Origin of the sequence: Mesorhizobium sp. WSM1293, assembly GCF_000513875.1 — a bacterium.
GTDB lineage: Bacteria > Pseudomonadota > Alphaproteobacteria > Rhizobiales > Rhizobiaceae > Mesorhizobium > Mesorhizobium ciceri.
Map to the genome: position 1 here is coordinate 22,126 of NZ_AZUV01000034.1, position 15,444 is coordinate 37,569.

The 15,444-nt window shown below is 60.9% G+C and carries 13 protein-coding genes; 3 read left to right on the top strand and 10 right to left on the bottom strand.

Annotation, left to right across the window (positions count from 1 at the left end):
• Nucleotides 1-12: 12 nt before the first annotated feature.
• On the bottom strand, nucleotides 13-1,950 hold the full coding sequence (gene asnB / locus M729_RS0128115; RefSeq protein WP_013525357.1) for an asparagine synthase (glutamine-hydrolyzing): 1,938 nt from the start codon (nucleotides 1,948-1,950) through the stop codon (nucleotides 13-15).
• Nucleotides 1,951-2,136: 186 nt separating this feature from the next.
• Here asnB and M729_RS0128120 point away from each other — a divergent pair, with 186 nt between their 5' ends.
• On the top strand, nucleotides 2,137-2,535 hold the full coding sequence (locus M729_RS0128120; protein WP_027163535.1) for a M24 family metallopeptidase: 399 nt from the start codon (nucleotides 2,137-2,139) through the stop codon (nucleotides 2,533-2,535).
• Between the two features lie 738 nt (nucleotides 2,536-3,273).
• Here M729_RS0128120 and M729_RS0128125 read toward each other — a convergent pair.
• The gene (locus M729_RS0128125) at nucleotides 3,274-4,773 is read right to left on the bottom strand and encodes a winged helix-turn-helix domain-containing tetratricopeptide repeat protein (protein WP_013525359.1); all 1,500 of its coding nucleotides are present in this window, start codon (nucleotides 4,771-4,773) and stop codon (nucleotides 3,274-3,276) included.
• A 122-nt stretch (nucleotides 4,774-4,895) separates the two neighbouring features.
• On the opposite strand from M729_RS0128125, the gene M729_RS1000000139410 reads away from it, so the two are divergent.
• A complete protein-coding gene (locus M729_RS1000000139410) occupies nucleotides 4,896-5,153 on the top strand; it encodes a hypothetical protein (RefSeq protein WP_013525360.1) in 258 nt (85 codons plus the stop codon).
• 345 nt (nucleotides 5,154-5,498) lie between these two features.
• Here the strand turns inward: M729_RS1000000139410 and M729_RS1000000139415 are convergent, their stop codons facing one another.
• Nucleotides 5,499-5,693: a winged helix-turn-helix domain-containing protein gene (locus M729_RS1000000139415; RefSeq protein WP_027163536.1), complete on the bottom strand. Its 195-nt coding sequence runs from the start codon at nucleotides 5,691-5,693 to the stop codon at nucleotides 5,499-5,501.
• A gap of 178 nt (nucleotides 5,694-5,871) precedes the next feature.
• On the bottom strand, nucleotides 5,872-7,278 hold the full coding sequence (locus M729_RS0128140) for an FAD-binding oxidoreductase (RefSeq protein ID WP_013525361.1): 1,407 nt from the start codon (nucleotides 7,276-7,278) through the stop codon (nucleotides 5,872-5,874).
• Nucleotides 7,279-7,391: 113 nt separating this feature from the next.
• Between M729_RS0128140 and M729_RS0128145 the strand changes: the two genes are divergently transcribed.
• Entirely contained in the window at nucleotides 7,392-8,396 is a 1,005-nt protein-coding gene (locus M729_RS0128145; protein ID WP_245267644.1) for a helix-turn-helix domain-containing protein, read from the top strand.
• A 286-nt stretch (nucleotides 8,397-8,682) separates the two neighbouring features.
• Here M729_RS0128145 and M729_RS0128150 read toward each other — a convergent pair whose 3' ends face one another.
• The 6 genes from M729_RS0128150 to M729_RS0128175 form a co-directional block, all read right to left on the bottom strand.
• Nucleotides 8,683-9,636 (bottom strand): PleD family two-component system response regulator, encoded by a 954-nt coding sequence (locus tag M729_RS0128150; RefSeq protein WP_275954888.1) that lies wholly within the window; start codon nucleotides 9,634-9,636, stop codon nucleotides 8,683-8,685.
• A 64-nt stretch (nucleotides 9,637-9,700) separates the two neighbouring features.
• Nucleotides 9,701-10,720, bottom strand: a complete 1,020-nt coding sequence (locus M729_RS0128155; protein ID WP_013525364.1) for a chemotaxis response regulator protein-glutamate methylesterase — start codon at nucleotides 10,718-10,720, stop codon at nucleotides 9,701-9,703.
• A gap of 22 nt (nucleotides 10,721-10,742) precedes the next feature.
• Nucleotides 10,743-13,016: a hybrid sensor histidine kinase/response regulator gene (locus M729_RS0128160; protein ID WP_027163539.1), complete on the bottom strand. Its 2,274-nt coding sequence runs from the start codon at nucleotides 13,014-13,016 to the stop codon at nucleotides 10,743-10,745.
• Nucleotides 13,013-13,717, bottom strand: a complete 705-nt coding sequence (locus M729_RS0128165; RefSeq protein WP_027163540.1) for a chemotaxis protein CheW — start codon at nucleotides 13,715-13,717, stop codon at nucleotides 13,013-13,015. Before M729_RS0128165 ends, M729_RS0128160 begins: the two co-directional genes overlap by 4 nt.
• Nucleotides 13,717-14,958, bottom strand: coding sequence for a protein-glutamate O-methyltransferase CheR (locus M729_RS0128170; RefSeq protein ID WP_013525367.1), 1,242 nt, complete (start codon nucleotides 14,956-14,958; stop codon nucleotides 13,717-13,719). The genes M729_RS0128165 and M729_RS0128170 overlap by 1 nt, the downstream gene beginning before the upstream one ends.
• Nucleotides 14,955-15,422, bottom strand: a complete 468-nt coding sequence (locus M729_RS0128175) for a chemotaxis protein CheW (RefSeq protein WP_032809478.1) — start codon at nucleotides 15,420-15,422, stop codon at nucleotides 14,955-14,957. The genes M729_RS0128170 and M729_RS0128175 overlap by 4 nt, the downstream gene beginning before the upstream one ends.
• Between the last annotated feature and the right edge of the window lie 22 nt (nucleotides 15,423-15,444).

The window sequence follows — 15,444 nt, forward strand, 5'->3', positions numbered from 1 at the left end:
TCCTTGGTGGTGTCAGGCGGCCTTTGCGTTGCAAATGCCTGTGCCGGTGAAAGTCGTCAGCCACAGCTGCGTCGACAGGATGCCGACAAAGGCCGCGTTGTCGCGAAAGCCGGAGGCCGGCTGGCGGCTGCATTTCTCATGTAGTTTTGCCACTGCCTTCGGATTGAAGAGCCCGCCGGCGCTGACTGCGGCGTCGCCCAGGGCCGACTGGACATAGTCCCTCGTGCCCGGCCCAACGAAGGACTGGCTATCCGGTGCGCGATAGGGCTGCTTGGTCCGCCGGCCGATGGCGGCCGGCAGCAGGTCTTTGGTCGCCTCCCGCAGAATATGCTTCTCCACGAGCCCCTTCAGCTTCATCTCGGGAGGAAGGCCGGCGGCAAACTCGACCAGATGATGGTCGAGGAAGGGAAAGCGGCCCTCGATGCCGTGGGCCATCGCCATGCGGTCGCCCTGGCTGGACAGGATATAGCCAGGGAGAAGGAAGCGGGCTTCCAGATATTGCGCCTGATGCAAGGGATGCCAGCGGGCGAACGCCTCGGGCAGCCGCGCGGCGAGCTCCTCGGCGGCGTCATATCCGGACAATGTGGCACGCAGATCGCCCGAGTAGAACAGCTTCGTCGCCGCCGTGCCGTCGAACCTCGGCCGATGGGAGAACAGCGGATCGTCAAGCGTCGCGCCGCTAGCCCCGAAGAAGGAGAACAGGTACTCGGCCGATTGCTGCCTTAGGCCGGGAAGATAGGGGTAGAGCTTGCGGAACAGATGCGGCCGGATGCGGGAGCCGGGCTGTCTCCCGCAAAAGCGCCGAACCCTGGCCTCCTTGAAAATATCGTAGCCGGCAAAGACTTCGTCGGCGCCTTCGCCCGTCAGCACCACTTTCAAACCGGCCTCGCGCACGAGGCTCGAGAGCTTGTAGAGCGGGGCAGGGGCAGTGCGCAGGATCGGCCGCTCGGTGAAGCGGATAACGTCAGGGAAGACGGCGGCGATATCGCCTTCCCCGCAGGCGACGGCGCTGTGATGCGTGCCGAGCGCACGGGCCATCTCGATCTGGAAGGGGCTCTCGTCATGTTCGGCGCTATCGAATGTGACCGAGAAGGTCCTGAGGCCACCCGGCGCCATGCCCGCCGCCAGCGCCGATGTGATGGAGGAATCGAGGCCGCCAGACAGATAGGCGCCGACTGGCACATCGGCGCGCATGCGCATGCGGGTCGCCTCCGTCAGGAGGGCGCGCAGTTCCTCGGCCGCGGCACGCTCGTCCCCCTGCCGGGGCGGCGCGTCCCGGTCGGGATACTCCAGACTCCAGTAGGGCCGGGTCGAGACGCTGCCCTCTTGCACGATCATCAGGCTTGCGGGTTCGATCTCGTAGATGTTGCGGAAGGGCGTGCGCGGCGCGATCGGGGCCCAGAGCGTGAAGATCTGGTCGAGTGCGACCGGATCAATCTCGGCCGCGACGCCCGGGGCCTGGAGGAGCGCCTTGACCTCCGAGGCGAAGTAAAGCCGTTCGCCCTGCCTTGTATAGAAGAGCGGCCGGACCCCCATGCGGTCGCGGGTCAGAACCATGCGGCGGCGGCGGCCGTCCCAGAGCGCAAAGGCGAAATCGCCATTGAGCGCGGAGACGCAATCCTCCCCCATCTCGTCATAGAGATGCAGGATCACTTCGGTGTCGCTGGTTGTCCGGAAATGGCGGCCTTTCGCGCGAAGCTGCTCGCGCAATTCCACATAGTTGAAGATCTCGCCGTTGAAGGCGATCGTCAGATCGCCCGTCGCATCGGACATCGGCTGCTGGCCGTCCCCGAGACCGACGATGGACAGCCGCGCATGGCCGAGGCCGGCCGCCTTTGTGGTGAAGAACCCCTGCTCATCGGGGCCGCGATGCGCAATGGCAGCCGTCATCCTTTCAAGGAGCGCCCTCCCATCCCGGACAGTGCCGAAATAGCCGCTAAAACCGCACATGCCGAGATATTTCCAAGTCCACCAGCGCGGCCCGGACTATAGCCGCCAAGATATCGGTAGGTGTTAAATATTTGGGACTATTCATGAGAATGGTAAATTTTGAGCGGCCGCCGACGGCTGATTCCTTGCGTGAGCATTGGATCTGCCGCGAGATGAGGGCAATGAAGCTTTTGGCGTCGTGTTCGCATGATGTTCACGGGGTCTGAGGGGCAGGCCCTCATCGCCTTCTGTCGAGGGCTAGGTCTGGGACTTCTCAAGGTCTGTCGTTGTCGGGGAAAGTGGTCCGCGCGGCAGAATGAAATCTACGACGGTGCCATTGCCGGAATTGAGGCAGGCGTGGCCGCATGCCGCCTTGGCGTAACGGCAAGCGATCTGTACAAGGCAGTCCTCGATGTTCTTGACGGCCGCGGAATTTTTTGCGGCTACCCAATCCATGGCCATTCCTTCGGACTGGGCTGGGGCGGACCATGGTTAGTGCCAGATAACAGCTTCAAGGTTGGAGCCGGGATGGCCATCGCCGTCGAGTGCATGGCGGGCCGCGAAGACGTCGGCTATGTCAAGTTCGAGCACAATTGTCCATCCTGATCGCACCGAGCTCATTTCCACCTGTCCGGCGAGGCTCTGAAGACTTGCCCTCAAACGCATGCCCAAAACACAGCTGGTATTGGTAGCAATCCGAGCGGACCAGGCGAGGCTGCCTCACTGCCGGGTAGCGAGAGAACCCACTTGGTGAACTCACGCGTGCGCCTGACATTCCGGGCACCGTGGACACGCGTCAAGCCGAGAGGATACTGCGCGAGCGATATCGAGTCCATGTCAAGTACCGCAATGTAGAGAACGTCGCGACTGCGCGTTTCTTTCCAGTTTTACATGCACGAGGACGAACCAGATATTGTTGCCGAAGGTCGAAACCAGCCGTCGCTGACACTCATGGGAGTATGGCGGTCCCGAACAGGATGCCGTGACGCCCGACCGTGGTGATCGGGTCCGGCAGCTTCCACATGGCGGGTCTTTCTTCTCGATGCGAGCGACCTGGCGCCAGGCACAATCCCATTGTCCTTCCTCACCCTCGCAGCGGTTGCCGGCTGGCGGCAGCAATGCGCCTGATCTCGGAGTTCGGCAAACTTTACCTTCGCCCGAAAGCGGACGGTCTGCCAAAGGTAACATGACTGCGTTGCTGGACGACGGGCCTGATCCAGCAATGACCCCGTATGTCAGGTTCCAACAGTATGGGAGGTTGTCCTGTCGAATATCATTGCCGTCGTCCTTCTTACTGCTCACATGCACGCAACTGCGGCGATGAGTTGTCGGACCGGCTGGATCCTATAAAAAGCCGGCCTTTCTGAAGCCGGAGAGGAAGTGTTCGGAGGAAGATGGGTCTGCGAAGGGAAGGTGGGCAAGGTAGCCAAGCGAGAGGTCCGGTTGCAGCCTCAGTGTGGCTTCGACTGCGACATGCGCGTTTTCCATCTCGCCTAGATGGGCGTAGGCCGCCGCGAGAAAGGCATGGATGAAGAACTGGTCGCCGGCCTTCCGATAAGCGTCGATGGCGTCGGCATATCGGCCGAGCAGGAAGAGCGCGCTTCCCTTCACCTCCCAGAACCAGACCGGGGGCAACGGGTCGAGCAGTATGGCCCTTTCGAGGACCGCCAAGGACTGCTGAGGCTGGCCGCCGTAGTTGAGCCAGCTTGCATAGTCTCCGGCAATGTTGACGTCGTGCGGATTGAGCGTACGGGCCTGCTGGAAATGCAGTCCGGCATCCCCATGCTGGCGCATATGTACAAGCACGAGACCCATGCTCTGGTTGCAGATGCCGTCATTCCGGTCGAGCAGGAGCGCTGTGCGCGCAGACCGCAAGGCACTTTGCAGCGTACGAGGATCGCGGTCGTACCAGAATCGCGCAACCAGGCACTGCGCTAGATAGGCATGCCCTTGAGCAAAAGTCGGATCGAGTTCGGCGCTCCGGGTAAACATGGATTCGCCCTTGTCCATTTCATACTGATGGTAGTGCGCGCGACCCTGCAAGTAGTAGTCGTAGGCGGCCCAATCGGCCGGCGGCGTTCGCCGCGAGCGGCTAGTCGCATCTGCCTCGGCGGCGCCTTGGACGGTTGAAGCCACGAGGGCCGCCACCTCCTCCTGAACCGAAAAGATGTCCTCAAGCGCCCTGTCGTAGCGTTGAGCCCACAAATGGAAGCCGCTGGCGCCGTCGATCAGCTGCGCCGTGATCCGGATACGGCTCCCGAGCCGTCGCACGCTGCCCTCGACGAGGTAGCGCGCGCCGAGTTGCCGGTGGACTTCCGCGCCCTCCGGCGCTGGCCCACGAAACTGAAAAGATGAATTACGCGCGATCACCACGAGCGACCGGTAACGCGCCAGTTCAGTGATGATATCTTCGGTGATGCCGTCGCTCAGATAATGCTGGTCCTGATCGCCGCTCAAATTGGCGAAGGGCAGCACGGCAATGGTGGGTTTGCCGGACGGCGCGATTGGTCGCTGCACTGAACCTTCCACGCGCTCGACAGGCGCGGTGAAGCGGTAGCCGACGCGAGGCACGGTGGCGATCCAGTCGCCACCTTGGTCGGTGGGGCCGAGCGCCTTCCTCAGCGTCGCAATCTGGACGGTGAGATTGCTTTCCTCGACCGCCAGGCCCGGCCAGGCAGCTTCCATCAGCTCGGCCTTGGTCAGGATGTCGCCGGGCCGGGCCGCAAGCGTGGCGAGCAGCGTGATGCCGCGATGCCCGATGGAGATCGGTATTTCATGTCGCAGGAGCGTCCCCTTCTCAGGGTCGAGCACGAACGGACCAAAGGTGAGGTGAACCCGTTGCATCCCGCCATATTAAACGTTTCGGAATTTTTCGGAACAGTTTCGGCCGCGCTTTAGTACGCAGGTCCGCTCATCCGCCAAAGTAGCGTTATCGATTTTAGCAGCACCAAGAAAGGACGAGCCAAATGAGCACGCAGCTTTCTCTTACCTCAAGACTCTACCAGTCTCTCTGGAGCGAACAGCCGACGTGGACGACTGAACCGGTATCGGTCTGGGCGAGACTCTTCGCCCTGCGCGGCCTGGTCGCGGTCTGGCGCGAGCGCAAGTACTATCGCGAGGAACTGAAGCGACTGGCGGAAGATGGGCCTCAGCGGATCGACGACGTCGGTCTCACCCTGGCTGCCGTCGAGGCGGAACTTCAAAAGCCGTTCTGGAAGGCGTGATTTGCATCCATAGCTGTGAACGATTGTCTGCACAGGGCCAGCAAACTCCGCAAGTACTGTCTCATCGACGCCGCAAAGACACGACCGGCATGTTCTATCAGTAGCCGATCAAGGACCTGCCTGTAGGCCGGGGTAGGTGCAGCAATGCTCCGCTCATCCTGGCCTGCCGGCCGGACCTCGGCGGCCAATTCTGCCGCCAGAATTGTAATCATTCTTGGTCCGGCATTTGAGGGAAGGACCAACCTGTAACCGCGCGTCGGCACTGTCTGCACGACGGCCTGGCGACTGTCGTGAGCGCCGCACGGATCTCGTGAATGCATTGGACCAGGCTGTCATCGGTGACGGCTAGCCCGTCCAGACCGCCTTCATCAACTCGTCCTTGGTGATGACGCGATCAGCGTTCTCCAGAAGGTGGCGAAGTACCGCGAAGGTCTGGTGGCGAACTGCGATTGTCCTGTTGAATTGGTCGCGCAAGGTCTCCCTACTCACGTCGGCGGTCACGCCGTTGAGTACGAACGTTGCAGGCGGCGAGCTATTCAAGCCGGTTCCCCTCAAGCACGAAGCCGCAGTCCAATACTAGCACGGTTTCGCGCTGCGAAGACTGATCATCATCCAGCGCGTGCGGGGAGCTCGGATTTCGGCGAATGATCGTAAGCCGTTCGTGACTTGGCAAATGCCCAGGCGAGAGTCGCTACCGTACGCCGACTTGAATTGTGCGTTAGTGCATTGGCAGGATGTTCTGGTTGAGGCGGAACAGATTGTCCGGATCGTATCTGTGCTTGATCTTGGCGAGCCTCCCATAGGCTTCGGCTCCCAAGGCGTCGCGTACGAGGTCCGCTCCTTCGCCATGGCCGGGGAAGTTCAGATAGAGGCGGCCGGTCGAGTAGCGCTGCACGTCCTGCCAGAAGCTGCGAACCCAGCTGATGTTCGCGTCGTCCTCATCAGCGCCTGGCCAGATGGCGTCGAGGCTGAGCATGAAGGGCATGGACCGGTCACCGAAGGCAGTCTCATCGGCTGCAACGCGCTGGACGAAACCGCCGAACTTCCAGATCGAGGCGAAGGTCATTTCGGAGGGCCGCTTCGCCATCCGCGCGGTGATCTCCCCGATAACCTCGTCGTCGAGGCGCGAGAGGTAGGTGGATTTCCAGTAGCAACGGTCGCGGCCTTTCGGGAACAGGCCGTCATAGAGCGACTGGATGGTGCGATACGGCATGCGGCCGCTGAAATCGACAATCGGTGCTCCAAAACTGCGTAAGGGCGCCACGACCCGCTCGCCCTCGTCGGCCAGTCCGTCATAGACATGCGCAAGCGCCAGGACGCGCCGGCCCCTTGCACGCTCGGGAATCGAGGGATCGTTCGGCAGCGTGGAGAATTCCGCTAGGCCGCTCAGGCGATCGGGTGCGGTCTGCATGAAGTCGCGCCAGAGTGGAATGATCTCGTTGGCGCGCTCTTCGGGATAGGCCGGACCGCATAACATCAGCTCCGGCTCGATCGGATGCAGCTTGAACTCGAAGCTCGTCACCACGCCGAAATTGCCGCCGCCGCCGCGCAGCGCCCAGAAGAGATCCGGGTTCTGGGTCGCGTCGGCATGGATGAGGCGGCCATCGGCGGTCACCAGATCGGCCGCCAGCAGATTGTCGACGCTGAGGCCGTGGCTGCCGCGCAGCCAGCCGATGCCGCCGGAAAGAGTCAGGCCGGCAACGCCCGTCGCCGAAATCAGGCCGCCCGGCGTGGCGCGACCAAGCGGGGTGGTGGCCGCATCGACATCGGCCCAAATAGCGCCGCCCTCGACGAAGACACGATCGAGGCCGGGCGCGACCCGCACGCCATTCATCAGCGACATGTCGATCATCAGGCCGCCGTCGCAGACGGCGTAGCCTGCAACATTGTGGCCTCCGGAGCGGATCGCGATCGCCAGCCGCTCTTCGCGCGCGAAATTCACCGACGCCTCGACATCGGCAAAACTCCGGCAGCGCGCGATGAGAGCGGGACGTCGGTCGATCATGCCGTTCCAGACGATCCGCGTCGTGTCATAGGATGGGCTCGACGGCTCCAGCACCTCGCCGCGCATGATGGAACGGAAGCTTTCGATGCTCGATGCTGCAAGGGTAGCGGTGGCGGCCATGTGGCGGTCTCCTCGTTTCACACACGCTAGCGCGGCGCGGGCAGGGCCGCTAAAGTCGAAAATGCTGAAAGGCGGTCATTTCTGCCAGGGTTGAACAGATCGGCCCATTGAATGTGGCGATCCTTGCCGTTCCGGAGGCTACCGCCTCCACGATCTACGGCATGTTCGACCTGTTTTCCTCGCCCGGCAGGGATTTCCTGTTCATAACCAGCGGTGCGGCGGGCACGCCGCGCATGCGGCCCTATGTGGTTGCTGGGGACGGCAGCCCGTTTCGCGCTGCAAACGGCATCTGGATGCGCCCAGATCACAGCCTTGCCGATTGCCCGCCACCCGACATCGTCTGTATTCCAGATTTCTTCGTCAATCCGGGAGAAAGCGTCGCCGGGCAGTATGACGCCGAAGCCGCATGGCTGAAGCGAGCGCATGACGACGGCGCCATGCTGGCCAGCGCTTGTTCGGGCGCGGTGCTGCTCGGCGAGGCCGGGCTACTCGACAATCGCGATGCCACCATTCACTGGGGCTATGTCGAGACGCTCACGAACAACTATCCCGGCGTTAAGGTGAAGCCGGGCCAGTCTCTCGTGCTGACCGGCGAGGCCCACCGCATCGTCATGGCCGGGGGCGGCTCGAGCTGGGAGGATCTCGCCCTCTATCTGATCGCGCGCTTCGTCAGCCTCAAGGAGGCGATGCAGGTCGCCAAGGTCTACATGCTGCAGTGGCACGACATGGGCCAACAGCCCTTCGCCGCGCTGATGCGCTTTCGCCAGACCGACGACGCGGTGATCAACCGCTGCCAGAAATGGGCCGAAGGCAACTACCGGACGCCCTCGCCCGTCGCCGCCATGACCAAGTTGTCAGGCCTGTCCGAGCGCTCCTTCGTGCGCCGCTTCGCCAAGGCCACGGAAATGAAGGCAATCGACTACATCCACGCGCTCAGGCTCGAGCAAGCCAAGCAGATGCTGGAGACCGGCGATCTCCCGGTCGAAGCGGTGGCGAGTGAAGTCGGCTATGAGGATGCGAGTTTTTTCGGGCGTCTCTTCCGCCGCAAGGTCGGGGTGACGCCGGCGCAATATCGCATTCGCTTCGGTGCTCTCCGGCGAGCATTGAGCCGCGATTGAATCTCAACCATCGCGGCGCGATGCTGATATTCCGCTTTGCGCCTCAAGTCAGCCGTTGAGCTGGCCCCAGCGGAATCCCAAAAGCAGAAATTCGAGCGATCAGGCGAACCGGCACGTTCCCACCCAGAACCGGACGCCCAGCGGTCATTAACGATGGGTTCGAGCTCCAGCCGCAAAGTAAGCGAGCTGGTCGGCATAGAGCTTCTTGAAGGCCCGGGCGAGCCCAGGCGCGTTCAACGTACGCTCAGAAAGTTCCATCTTAGCCTGAGAAGTACGTTCAGCTTGTCTAGCTGCGGGACATATGAACCGCGACACGATTTCGTCCTTCCGATTTGGCACGAAATAGGGCCAAATCGGCAGCATTGACGAAATCATTTGGCGTCTCGTCCGCGGTGGGCACCGCTGTTGCAACCCCGACGCTGATGGTCACACGATCCGGGCCGTGGGGTATGTTCAACTCCCGCACGCCCTGGACGAGCCGCTCTGCGATCGCACTGGATTGTTCCAGTAAAGTGTCGACCAGCACGACCACGAACTCTTCGCCTCCGTACCGCGCAGCTAGGTCGGTGGAGCGGCCGGAACCGCTCTGGATTACGCGGGCGATTTGCTTGAGCACCTCATCGCCGGCCATATGGCCATAGGTATCGTTGTATCGTTTGAAGTTGTCGGCATCAATCATCAACAGCGACAATGGGGACTGTGCGCGAAAAGCGCGCTTCCATTCGGCCGCCAGATATTCATCAAAATAGCGCCTGTTGCCGAGGCCCGTCAGGCCATCGATCCGCGTCAGACGTTCAAGCTCGAGATTTGCACCGATCAGCTGTCGCTGGCTTTCCCTCAGCGCTCGGTATGCCGCGTCTCGCTGGACGTGATCCAGATAAGCCCGCGTGTGATATCGAATACGTGCAATCAGCTCGATACGATCCGGCAGTTTGACGAGATAGTCGTTCGCTCCCGCAGCGAAGGCTTCGCCCTTGGTGGCTGGATCTTCCTTGCTCGACAGCACAATGACTGGGACCGCGCGCGTCGACGCATGCTTCCTGTATTCTCGCACCAGATGCAGCCCATCGACGCCGGGCATGACGAGATCCTGCAGGATAACGGTTGGCTTTACCTCATCCGCGACTGTCATTGCTCTCAACGGGTCGGTGCAGAAGTGTAAGGAAATATCGGGCTCGTTGGCTAAAGCACGCCTGACCGCCTCGCAAACCATGATCTGATCATCGATGAGCAGAACCATGGATGAATAGCTATCTGCGAGTGGCGGGACCAGCTCTGGTTCTTGCGTCATCTGACGAGCCCTTTCACGTGGAGCGTTCGCAGGCTTCGATTATACGTGAGCCGATCGCACTCAAAGGAAGAATATCAACAGCCGCGCCGATGTCGGCAGCGGCCTTCGGCATGCCATAGACGGCACTCGTTGCTCTATCCTGCGCGATTGTGAGATGCCCCTTGTCGCGGAGCTGTCTTAGCCCGCGCGCACCATCTCTGCCCATGCCTGTGAGCAGGACACCAATCACCGAGCCAGGCCACCATTGCGCCGCACTTTCGAAGAACACATCCACGGACGGCCGATAAACATTGTCCTTGGGGCTGGGCGTATAGCCAAGTTGCTGAGCTGATTTGAAAACCAGATGATCCGCAGAACTGGCTACGAGAACAGTGCCCGCTTGAGGACTATCCTTTTCCCGCGCCGGACGGATCGGGAGAGGCGTATGCTGTCCCAGCCAATCAGTAAGCCCCGGCACGAACTGAGCATCGAGATGCTGGACGAGCACGATCGCGCCGTCAAAATCAACGGGAAACGCACTCAGGACTGCGGCAACGGCGGCCGGCCCGCCCGCGGAGGCGCCGATTGCAATTAAGCGTCGAGGTGTCGGCTCAGCGTCACGTGACATCCGCCTTTTTGTCTTGGCCGGCGCATCACCGATCAGCTTGCCGATCGTCGCAATCTTGTTCGTTAGAAGCCGTGCGGATTGCGAGGACGCGTTACCTTCGATGCCTACTGACGGAATATCGACCGCGTCAAGCGCGCCATGACCCATTGCTTCGTAGACACCGGCGAGGTTGGCTTCGATACTGGCGGTCACCAGCAAGATTGAGCACGGGGTTTCCGCCATGATTCTGCGCGTCGCTTCCACGCCGTCCATCTCTGGCATCGCTAGATCCATGAGTATCAGATCCGGCAGATCACGTCTGCAGACCTCGACCGCCTCACGCCCATTGGTCGCGACCCATGCGACCTGATGTTCGCCGGTCGACAAGACCAGCCGGCGCAGAAGCTCAACCGCCATCGGCATGTCGTTGACTACGCCGATTCTCATTCGTTGGCTTCCAATTTCGATCTCATTCAGTCGCCTCGCCAATCATGTCCACGACCGCATGGATCAGCGCCTCGTCCTGAAAGGTACTCTTGGTCAGATAATAGTCCGCACCGGCGTCAAGCCCGCGCGAGCGATCTTCTTCCCGATCCTTGTATGAAACGATCATTATGGGTGTGTTCTTGAGATGGGCGTCCTTTCTGATCAAGCTCACCAACTCGATGCCATCCATGCGCGGCATATCTATGTCAGTGACGACAAGATCGAAAGGACCAGACCGGACGGCATTCCATCCGTCCATACCGTCGACCGCCACTTCGACATCATAACCGTGATTGCCCAACATCTTGCGCTGGAGTTCGCGGACCGTGAGTGAATCGTCAATCACGAGCACGCGCTTGCGTCTGCTCGGTTCGGGACCGCCCGCAGCGCGCCGAACAGCCCTAAATCCGCTAGACGATGCAAGTTTTTCCACCGATCGGATCAGATCATCGACGTCGAAGATCAGAACTGGCGAACCGTCTTCCATCAGGGCCGCTGCGCTGATGTCCTTGATCTTGGCAAACCGTGGATCGAGAGGTCTGATCACCAGCTCGCGTTCCCCGAGAAAACGGTCAACGATCAGGCCGTATGCATCGCCCCGACCTGCATCCACGACGACGACCGAGAGTTCGTCCGGTTCCGATCCGGACTCTCCTCGATCCAGCACTTCGCGCGCGGTCACCAGCCCGATCTGTCGATCGTTCAAGCGAAAATGCGGTCGGCCCTGCAGCAGGTTGATCTGCATCCGCTGCAATCTCATTGTCTTGGAGATGGCGGCGAGTGGAAACGCATAGGGCTCTCCATCGACTTCGACGAGTAGTGTGCGCAGGACTGACAACGTCAGCGGCAGCTGCAGTTGAAACCGGGTTCCACGACCAAATTCCGAGGAAACGCTCGTGATTCCGCGGACCTCCTTCGTCATCGCCTGCACCGCATCGAGGCCCACACCACGGCCGGACACGTCGGTAAGGCCCGCTTTCATCGAAAAGCCTGGCAGAAACAGGAATGCGAGCAATTCGGTTTCGCTGAGTGTGTCAGCACTTTCCCTGGTCGCAAGCTGTCGGGCGATGACAGCCTCGCGCAGCTTCGAGATCTCGATCCCCCTGCCGTCGTCCACCACGGCTATCTGCAGCAGCCCGGCATTGTGCCTCGCTTCGAGCCTGATCAGCCCCTCTTCGGGTTTCCCCATCGCGAGGCGCTCCTCAGGCGGTTCAAGCCCATGGTCTACAGCGTTGCGCAAAAGATGCCCCAAAGGGGCATCGAGCTGTTCGAGGATATCGCGGTCGATGCCGGTCGAGCCGCCTACGATCTCCAGTCGCGCCCGCTTGCCAAGGGTACGGCCGAGATCGCGGACCGTTCTTGCGTAGTGTCTCACGCCGTCCTCGAAAGGCCGCATCCGGCTCGCCAACGTTTCGTCGTACAATCTGTTGGCAAGATCGGTCGCTTTGCGATCCACTGAATCCAATTCATCGAGACGCTCCGCCAGGAACGCTTGGCTCAACCGAAGCTTTCGCTGGGCTTCAGCCAGCGCCTCCACTACGGCCGCATCATTTGAACCCGGCGGCAGCACTGCGTGAAGGTTGTCGAACGCACTTGCGAGGTCCGATTGAAGTCGCTTCAGTCGCAGTAGCCCGTCAGCGAATGGCCTGAGCCGCCGAGCTTCCATCAGCGACTCGCCAGCCAACCCGAGCAATCGGTTCAGGCTGTCTGCCGTCACCCGAACCATTCTATCTGAGCCAATGCTGCCGTGGGTTTGCGGTGGCGTCCCAACGAGGAGATTCGCTGAAGAGGTCGTCGCCAGCTGATCCTGGGCATGATCAGGAGTGGCGAAATCAGCTGCAAAATTTTGGGCCCCGGGCTTCGCCTCGGGGGGCGACAATTCCTCAAACTTCGCGAGAAAGCTTTCGATTTCTGAGTTGGCGCGCTCGCTCGATGATCCCGATGCGATCAATTTCAAAAGGTCACAGCCTTGCAGGAGCGCATCTATATGATCCCGTCCCACTCTCAGATGCCCACGTTGCGCGGCGACCAGGCAATCTTCCATCGCATTTGCAACTTTGACCGCGGGCATCAGGTCGATGATGCGGGCAGCTCCCTTCAGGGAATGTGCGGCACGCATGCATGCTTCCAGGGCATCGGCGGCGACAGGATTGCGTTCCAGTGCCAGAAGCCCAGACGTTAGTGCCTGTGACTGCGTCTCCAGTTCGGCCTGGAAGAGGCTGAGCATCGAAACCTGGCTGAAGTCCTCATCTGTCATGCCATGCTCCGATCCAGCATCGTGAGCAGTTGTTCTGGGTCGAGACAACCAACGGCCCGTCCCTGCCAGGGCAGAACGGCATTAGTAGCCGCAGACAGCGCCTTGTCGATCGTGGCTGGCACAGCGAGAGTGTCGCGCGCCCGATAGCGATGTAAGCCGTGGATCTCATCAACCGTAAAGGCAACCCGCTTGTCGCGCTCGCCCACAACAACCAGGCGGCGAAATACCTTGGTTCGCGTGCTTTGCTCCCCCTCCTTGCGCTCGTCTATCCCGAGCAATTCAGCCAGGGACAGGCAAACGAGCAATTCACCACGGACATTCGCAATACCGAGCAGTGCACGGTTTCTGCGATGTGGAAGTGAATGAACGCGGCGAGATTCAGCCACTTCATGAAAAATACCGACCGGAAGTGCCAGCCATTCTTCCCCCAAACGGAAGAGAACAGCCGTCTGCAGCGCCTCGTCGTTGGCCGGATCGATCCCTGCTCGGCCAGCGTTACCAGGCCATTCGTCGCGATATACCGAGGGAGCCGCACGGTCGAGGAGGTGTCGTGCAATCTTCTTATAGGTCGGGCAATTCCGGCAGTGGAGATGCTGCTCCAGCAGCGCACATGACTTGTCACCCCGTACGCCTATTTGCCGCCAGCAGTCGTCGATTTCAATCTGCTCCAACGGCTGAGCGATCCCTGTCGAAGCCGCCATCAGCTGCCGCTCCTTTTCTGGACCCGGCCTAGCCGGCCAGCCAGGGCCTCGGCGCCGTTATGGTCGCCTTGCTTGCGAAGCAGCAAAGCCAGATGGATGAGAGCTTCTCGATGATTTGGCGCCAGATAGAGCGCCTTGCGATAGCTTTGCGCGGCTTGGGGTGCTGCGCCATCCGCATCCTGGACGAGGCCCAGCAAGTAGAAGATTTGCGCGGAAGGACCGAATTCCTTGAGATGCGCCAGGGCGACCTCCTGTGCCTCCTTTACCCGTCCTGCATTGGCGATCCGTTCAACCGCGATGAGGCTTTCCGAGGCCTGTGCAAGCGGCTTGGCCGGCGCCTGTCCACGGGCTTCATTGCCAATTGTCGGTCGGGGCCGAAGAAGAGGCTTGCTCTTGTTGACCTTCGGGGTTGGCGTCGGCACCGGGATGGCGGCCGAAACTGTCGGCGCCGTGGTCTTGACGGGCTCCGATTTCAGGAAGGCAAAGGCCAATGGCCATTCAGCGGAAATAAAGCCATGCAACCTTGGAAGAGCTGCTTCCGCCGGACCGACCAGGAGGAGTCCGTCTTTGGCCAGTAGGTCCTTCAGGCAGATCAACGCGCGATCCTGCAGCTCTCGATTGAAATAGATCAGCAGATTGCGGAAAAGCACGATGTCATAGACTTCTTGCCCGAAAGACGCGCGAGAGCCGAACAGGTTTCCTACCCTGAACCGAACCTGTTTCAGCACCGCAGCTGTAGGACGCAACCCGCTCTCGGCCGCTTCGAAATAGCGATCCTTGAATTCGAGATGGCTGCCGCGAAACGAATTGCGCCCATAGATCGCGCGTTCAGCCGTCGCGATATTGCGGCTGCTGACGTCCACACCATCGATCTTGAACTCGTGCGCCTCAAAGCTGGCATCGAACATGGCCATGGCGACCGAATAGGCCTCTTCGCCGGTTGAACATGGCAGGCTCAGGACTTTAATCGGCTGAGCACGCTTGTGCACGCGCGCATGCCGCGCCAGCATGGTGAACGCTTCTCGGTCGCGAAAGAACCAGGTCTCCGGGATCACCACCGCATTGATCAACTCCTGCAACTCCTGCGAGGAACCGGTCAAGTGTTCCTTATAGGTCTGAGGGTTGGTTATCCGGCATGCTGCCATCCGATCTCTGACCGCCTGACGGACCACTGTCGGACCAACGCTGGCACTGTCCAGTCCGATGGTTTCCGTCAGGAGCTTTTCAATTGCGCCGGTCATTGATCACCCTTCGCGGCCTGGCGGAGCAATGCGGTACGTATCTCTTCCGAAAGCAGCGATGCCACTTTGACCCACTGAATGATCTCCGAACCATCGGAAGCCACCGGCCCAAGATAGGGCGGGGTTCCTGGTTCAAGTCCGAACGGCGCGAAGTCGGCAGGGTCTCGCTCAAGCGTATCCGTCACCCGTTCCGCGATCAGTCCCAGCAGGCGCTGCTCGCCATCATGCGCGTGATAGCGCGTCACAACGATCCGGGTGCTCAATAGGCGCTCCGACGGCCGGCCAAGCGCAAGAAGAGTAACATCGATCAGCGGGATGGGTATTCCGTTGTAGCTGACCAGACCCACCACACCGGTTGGCGCACCCGGCAGGACCTTCACATCGAGACGAGGCAGCACCTCTTCAATTTGGTGGACATCGATCAAGTAGCGATCCGGACCCATGCTGAAGGCGAGAAATAGCATTGTCACCCCCTACTGCCGGCTC

What these genes read in the sequence shown, in the direction of transcription:
- asnB (WP_013525357.1), bottom strand. Translation starts at nt 1,950, where the DNA reads ATGTGCGGTTTTAGCGGCTATTTCGGCACTGTCCGGGATGGGAGGGCG.
- M729_RS0128120 (WP_027163535.1), top strand. Translation starts at nt 2,137, where the DNA reads ATGATGTTCACGGGGTCTGAGGGGCAGGCCCTCATCGCCTTCTGTCGA.
- M729_RS0128125 (WP_013525359.1), bottom strand. Translation starts at nt 4,773, where the DNA reads ATGCAACGGGTTCACCTCACCTTTGGTCCGTTCGTGCTCGACCCTGAG.
- M729_RS1000000139410 (WP_013525360.1), top strand. Translation starts at nt 4,896, where the DNA reads ATGAGCACGCAGCTTTCTCTTACCTCAAGACTCTACCAGTCTCTCTGG.
- M729_RS0128140 (WP_013525361.1), bottom strand. Translation starts at nt 7,278, where the DNA reads ATGGCCGCCACCGCTACCCTTGCAGCATCGAGCATCGAAAGCTTCCGT.
- M729_RS0128150 (WP_275954888.1), bottom strand. Translation starts at nt 9,636, where the DNA reads ATGGTTCTGCTCATCGATGATCAGATCATGGTTTGCGAGGCGGTCAGG.
- M729_RS0128155 (WP_013525364.1), bottom strand. Translation starts at nt 10,720, where the DNA reads ATGAGAATCGGCGTAGTCAACGACATGCCGATGGCGGTTGAGCTTCTG.
- M729_RS0128160 (WP_027163539.1), bottom strand. Translation starts at nt 13,016, where the DNA reads ATGACAGATGAGGACTTCAGCCAGGTTTCGATGCTCAGCCTCTTCCAG.
- M729_RS0128165 (WP_027163540.1), bottom strand. Translation starts at nt 13,717, where the DNA reads ATGGCGGCTTCGACAGGGATCGCTCAGCCGTTGGAGCAGATTGAAATC.
- M729_RS0128170 (WP_013525367.1), bottom strand. Translation starts at nt 14,958, where the DNA reads ATGACCGGCGCAATTGAAAAGCTCCTGACGGAAACCATCGGACTGGAC.
- M729_RS0128175 (WP_032809478.1), bottom strand. Translation starts at nt 15,422, where the DNA reads ATGCTATTTCTCGCCTTCAGCATGGGTCCGGATCGCTACTTGATCGAT.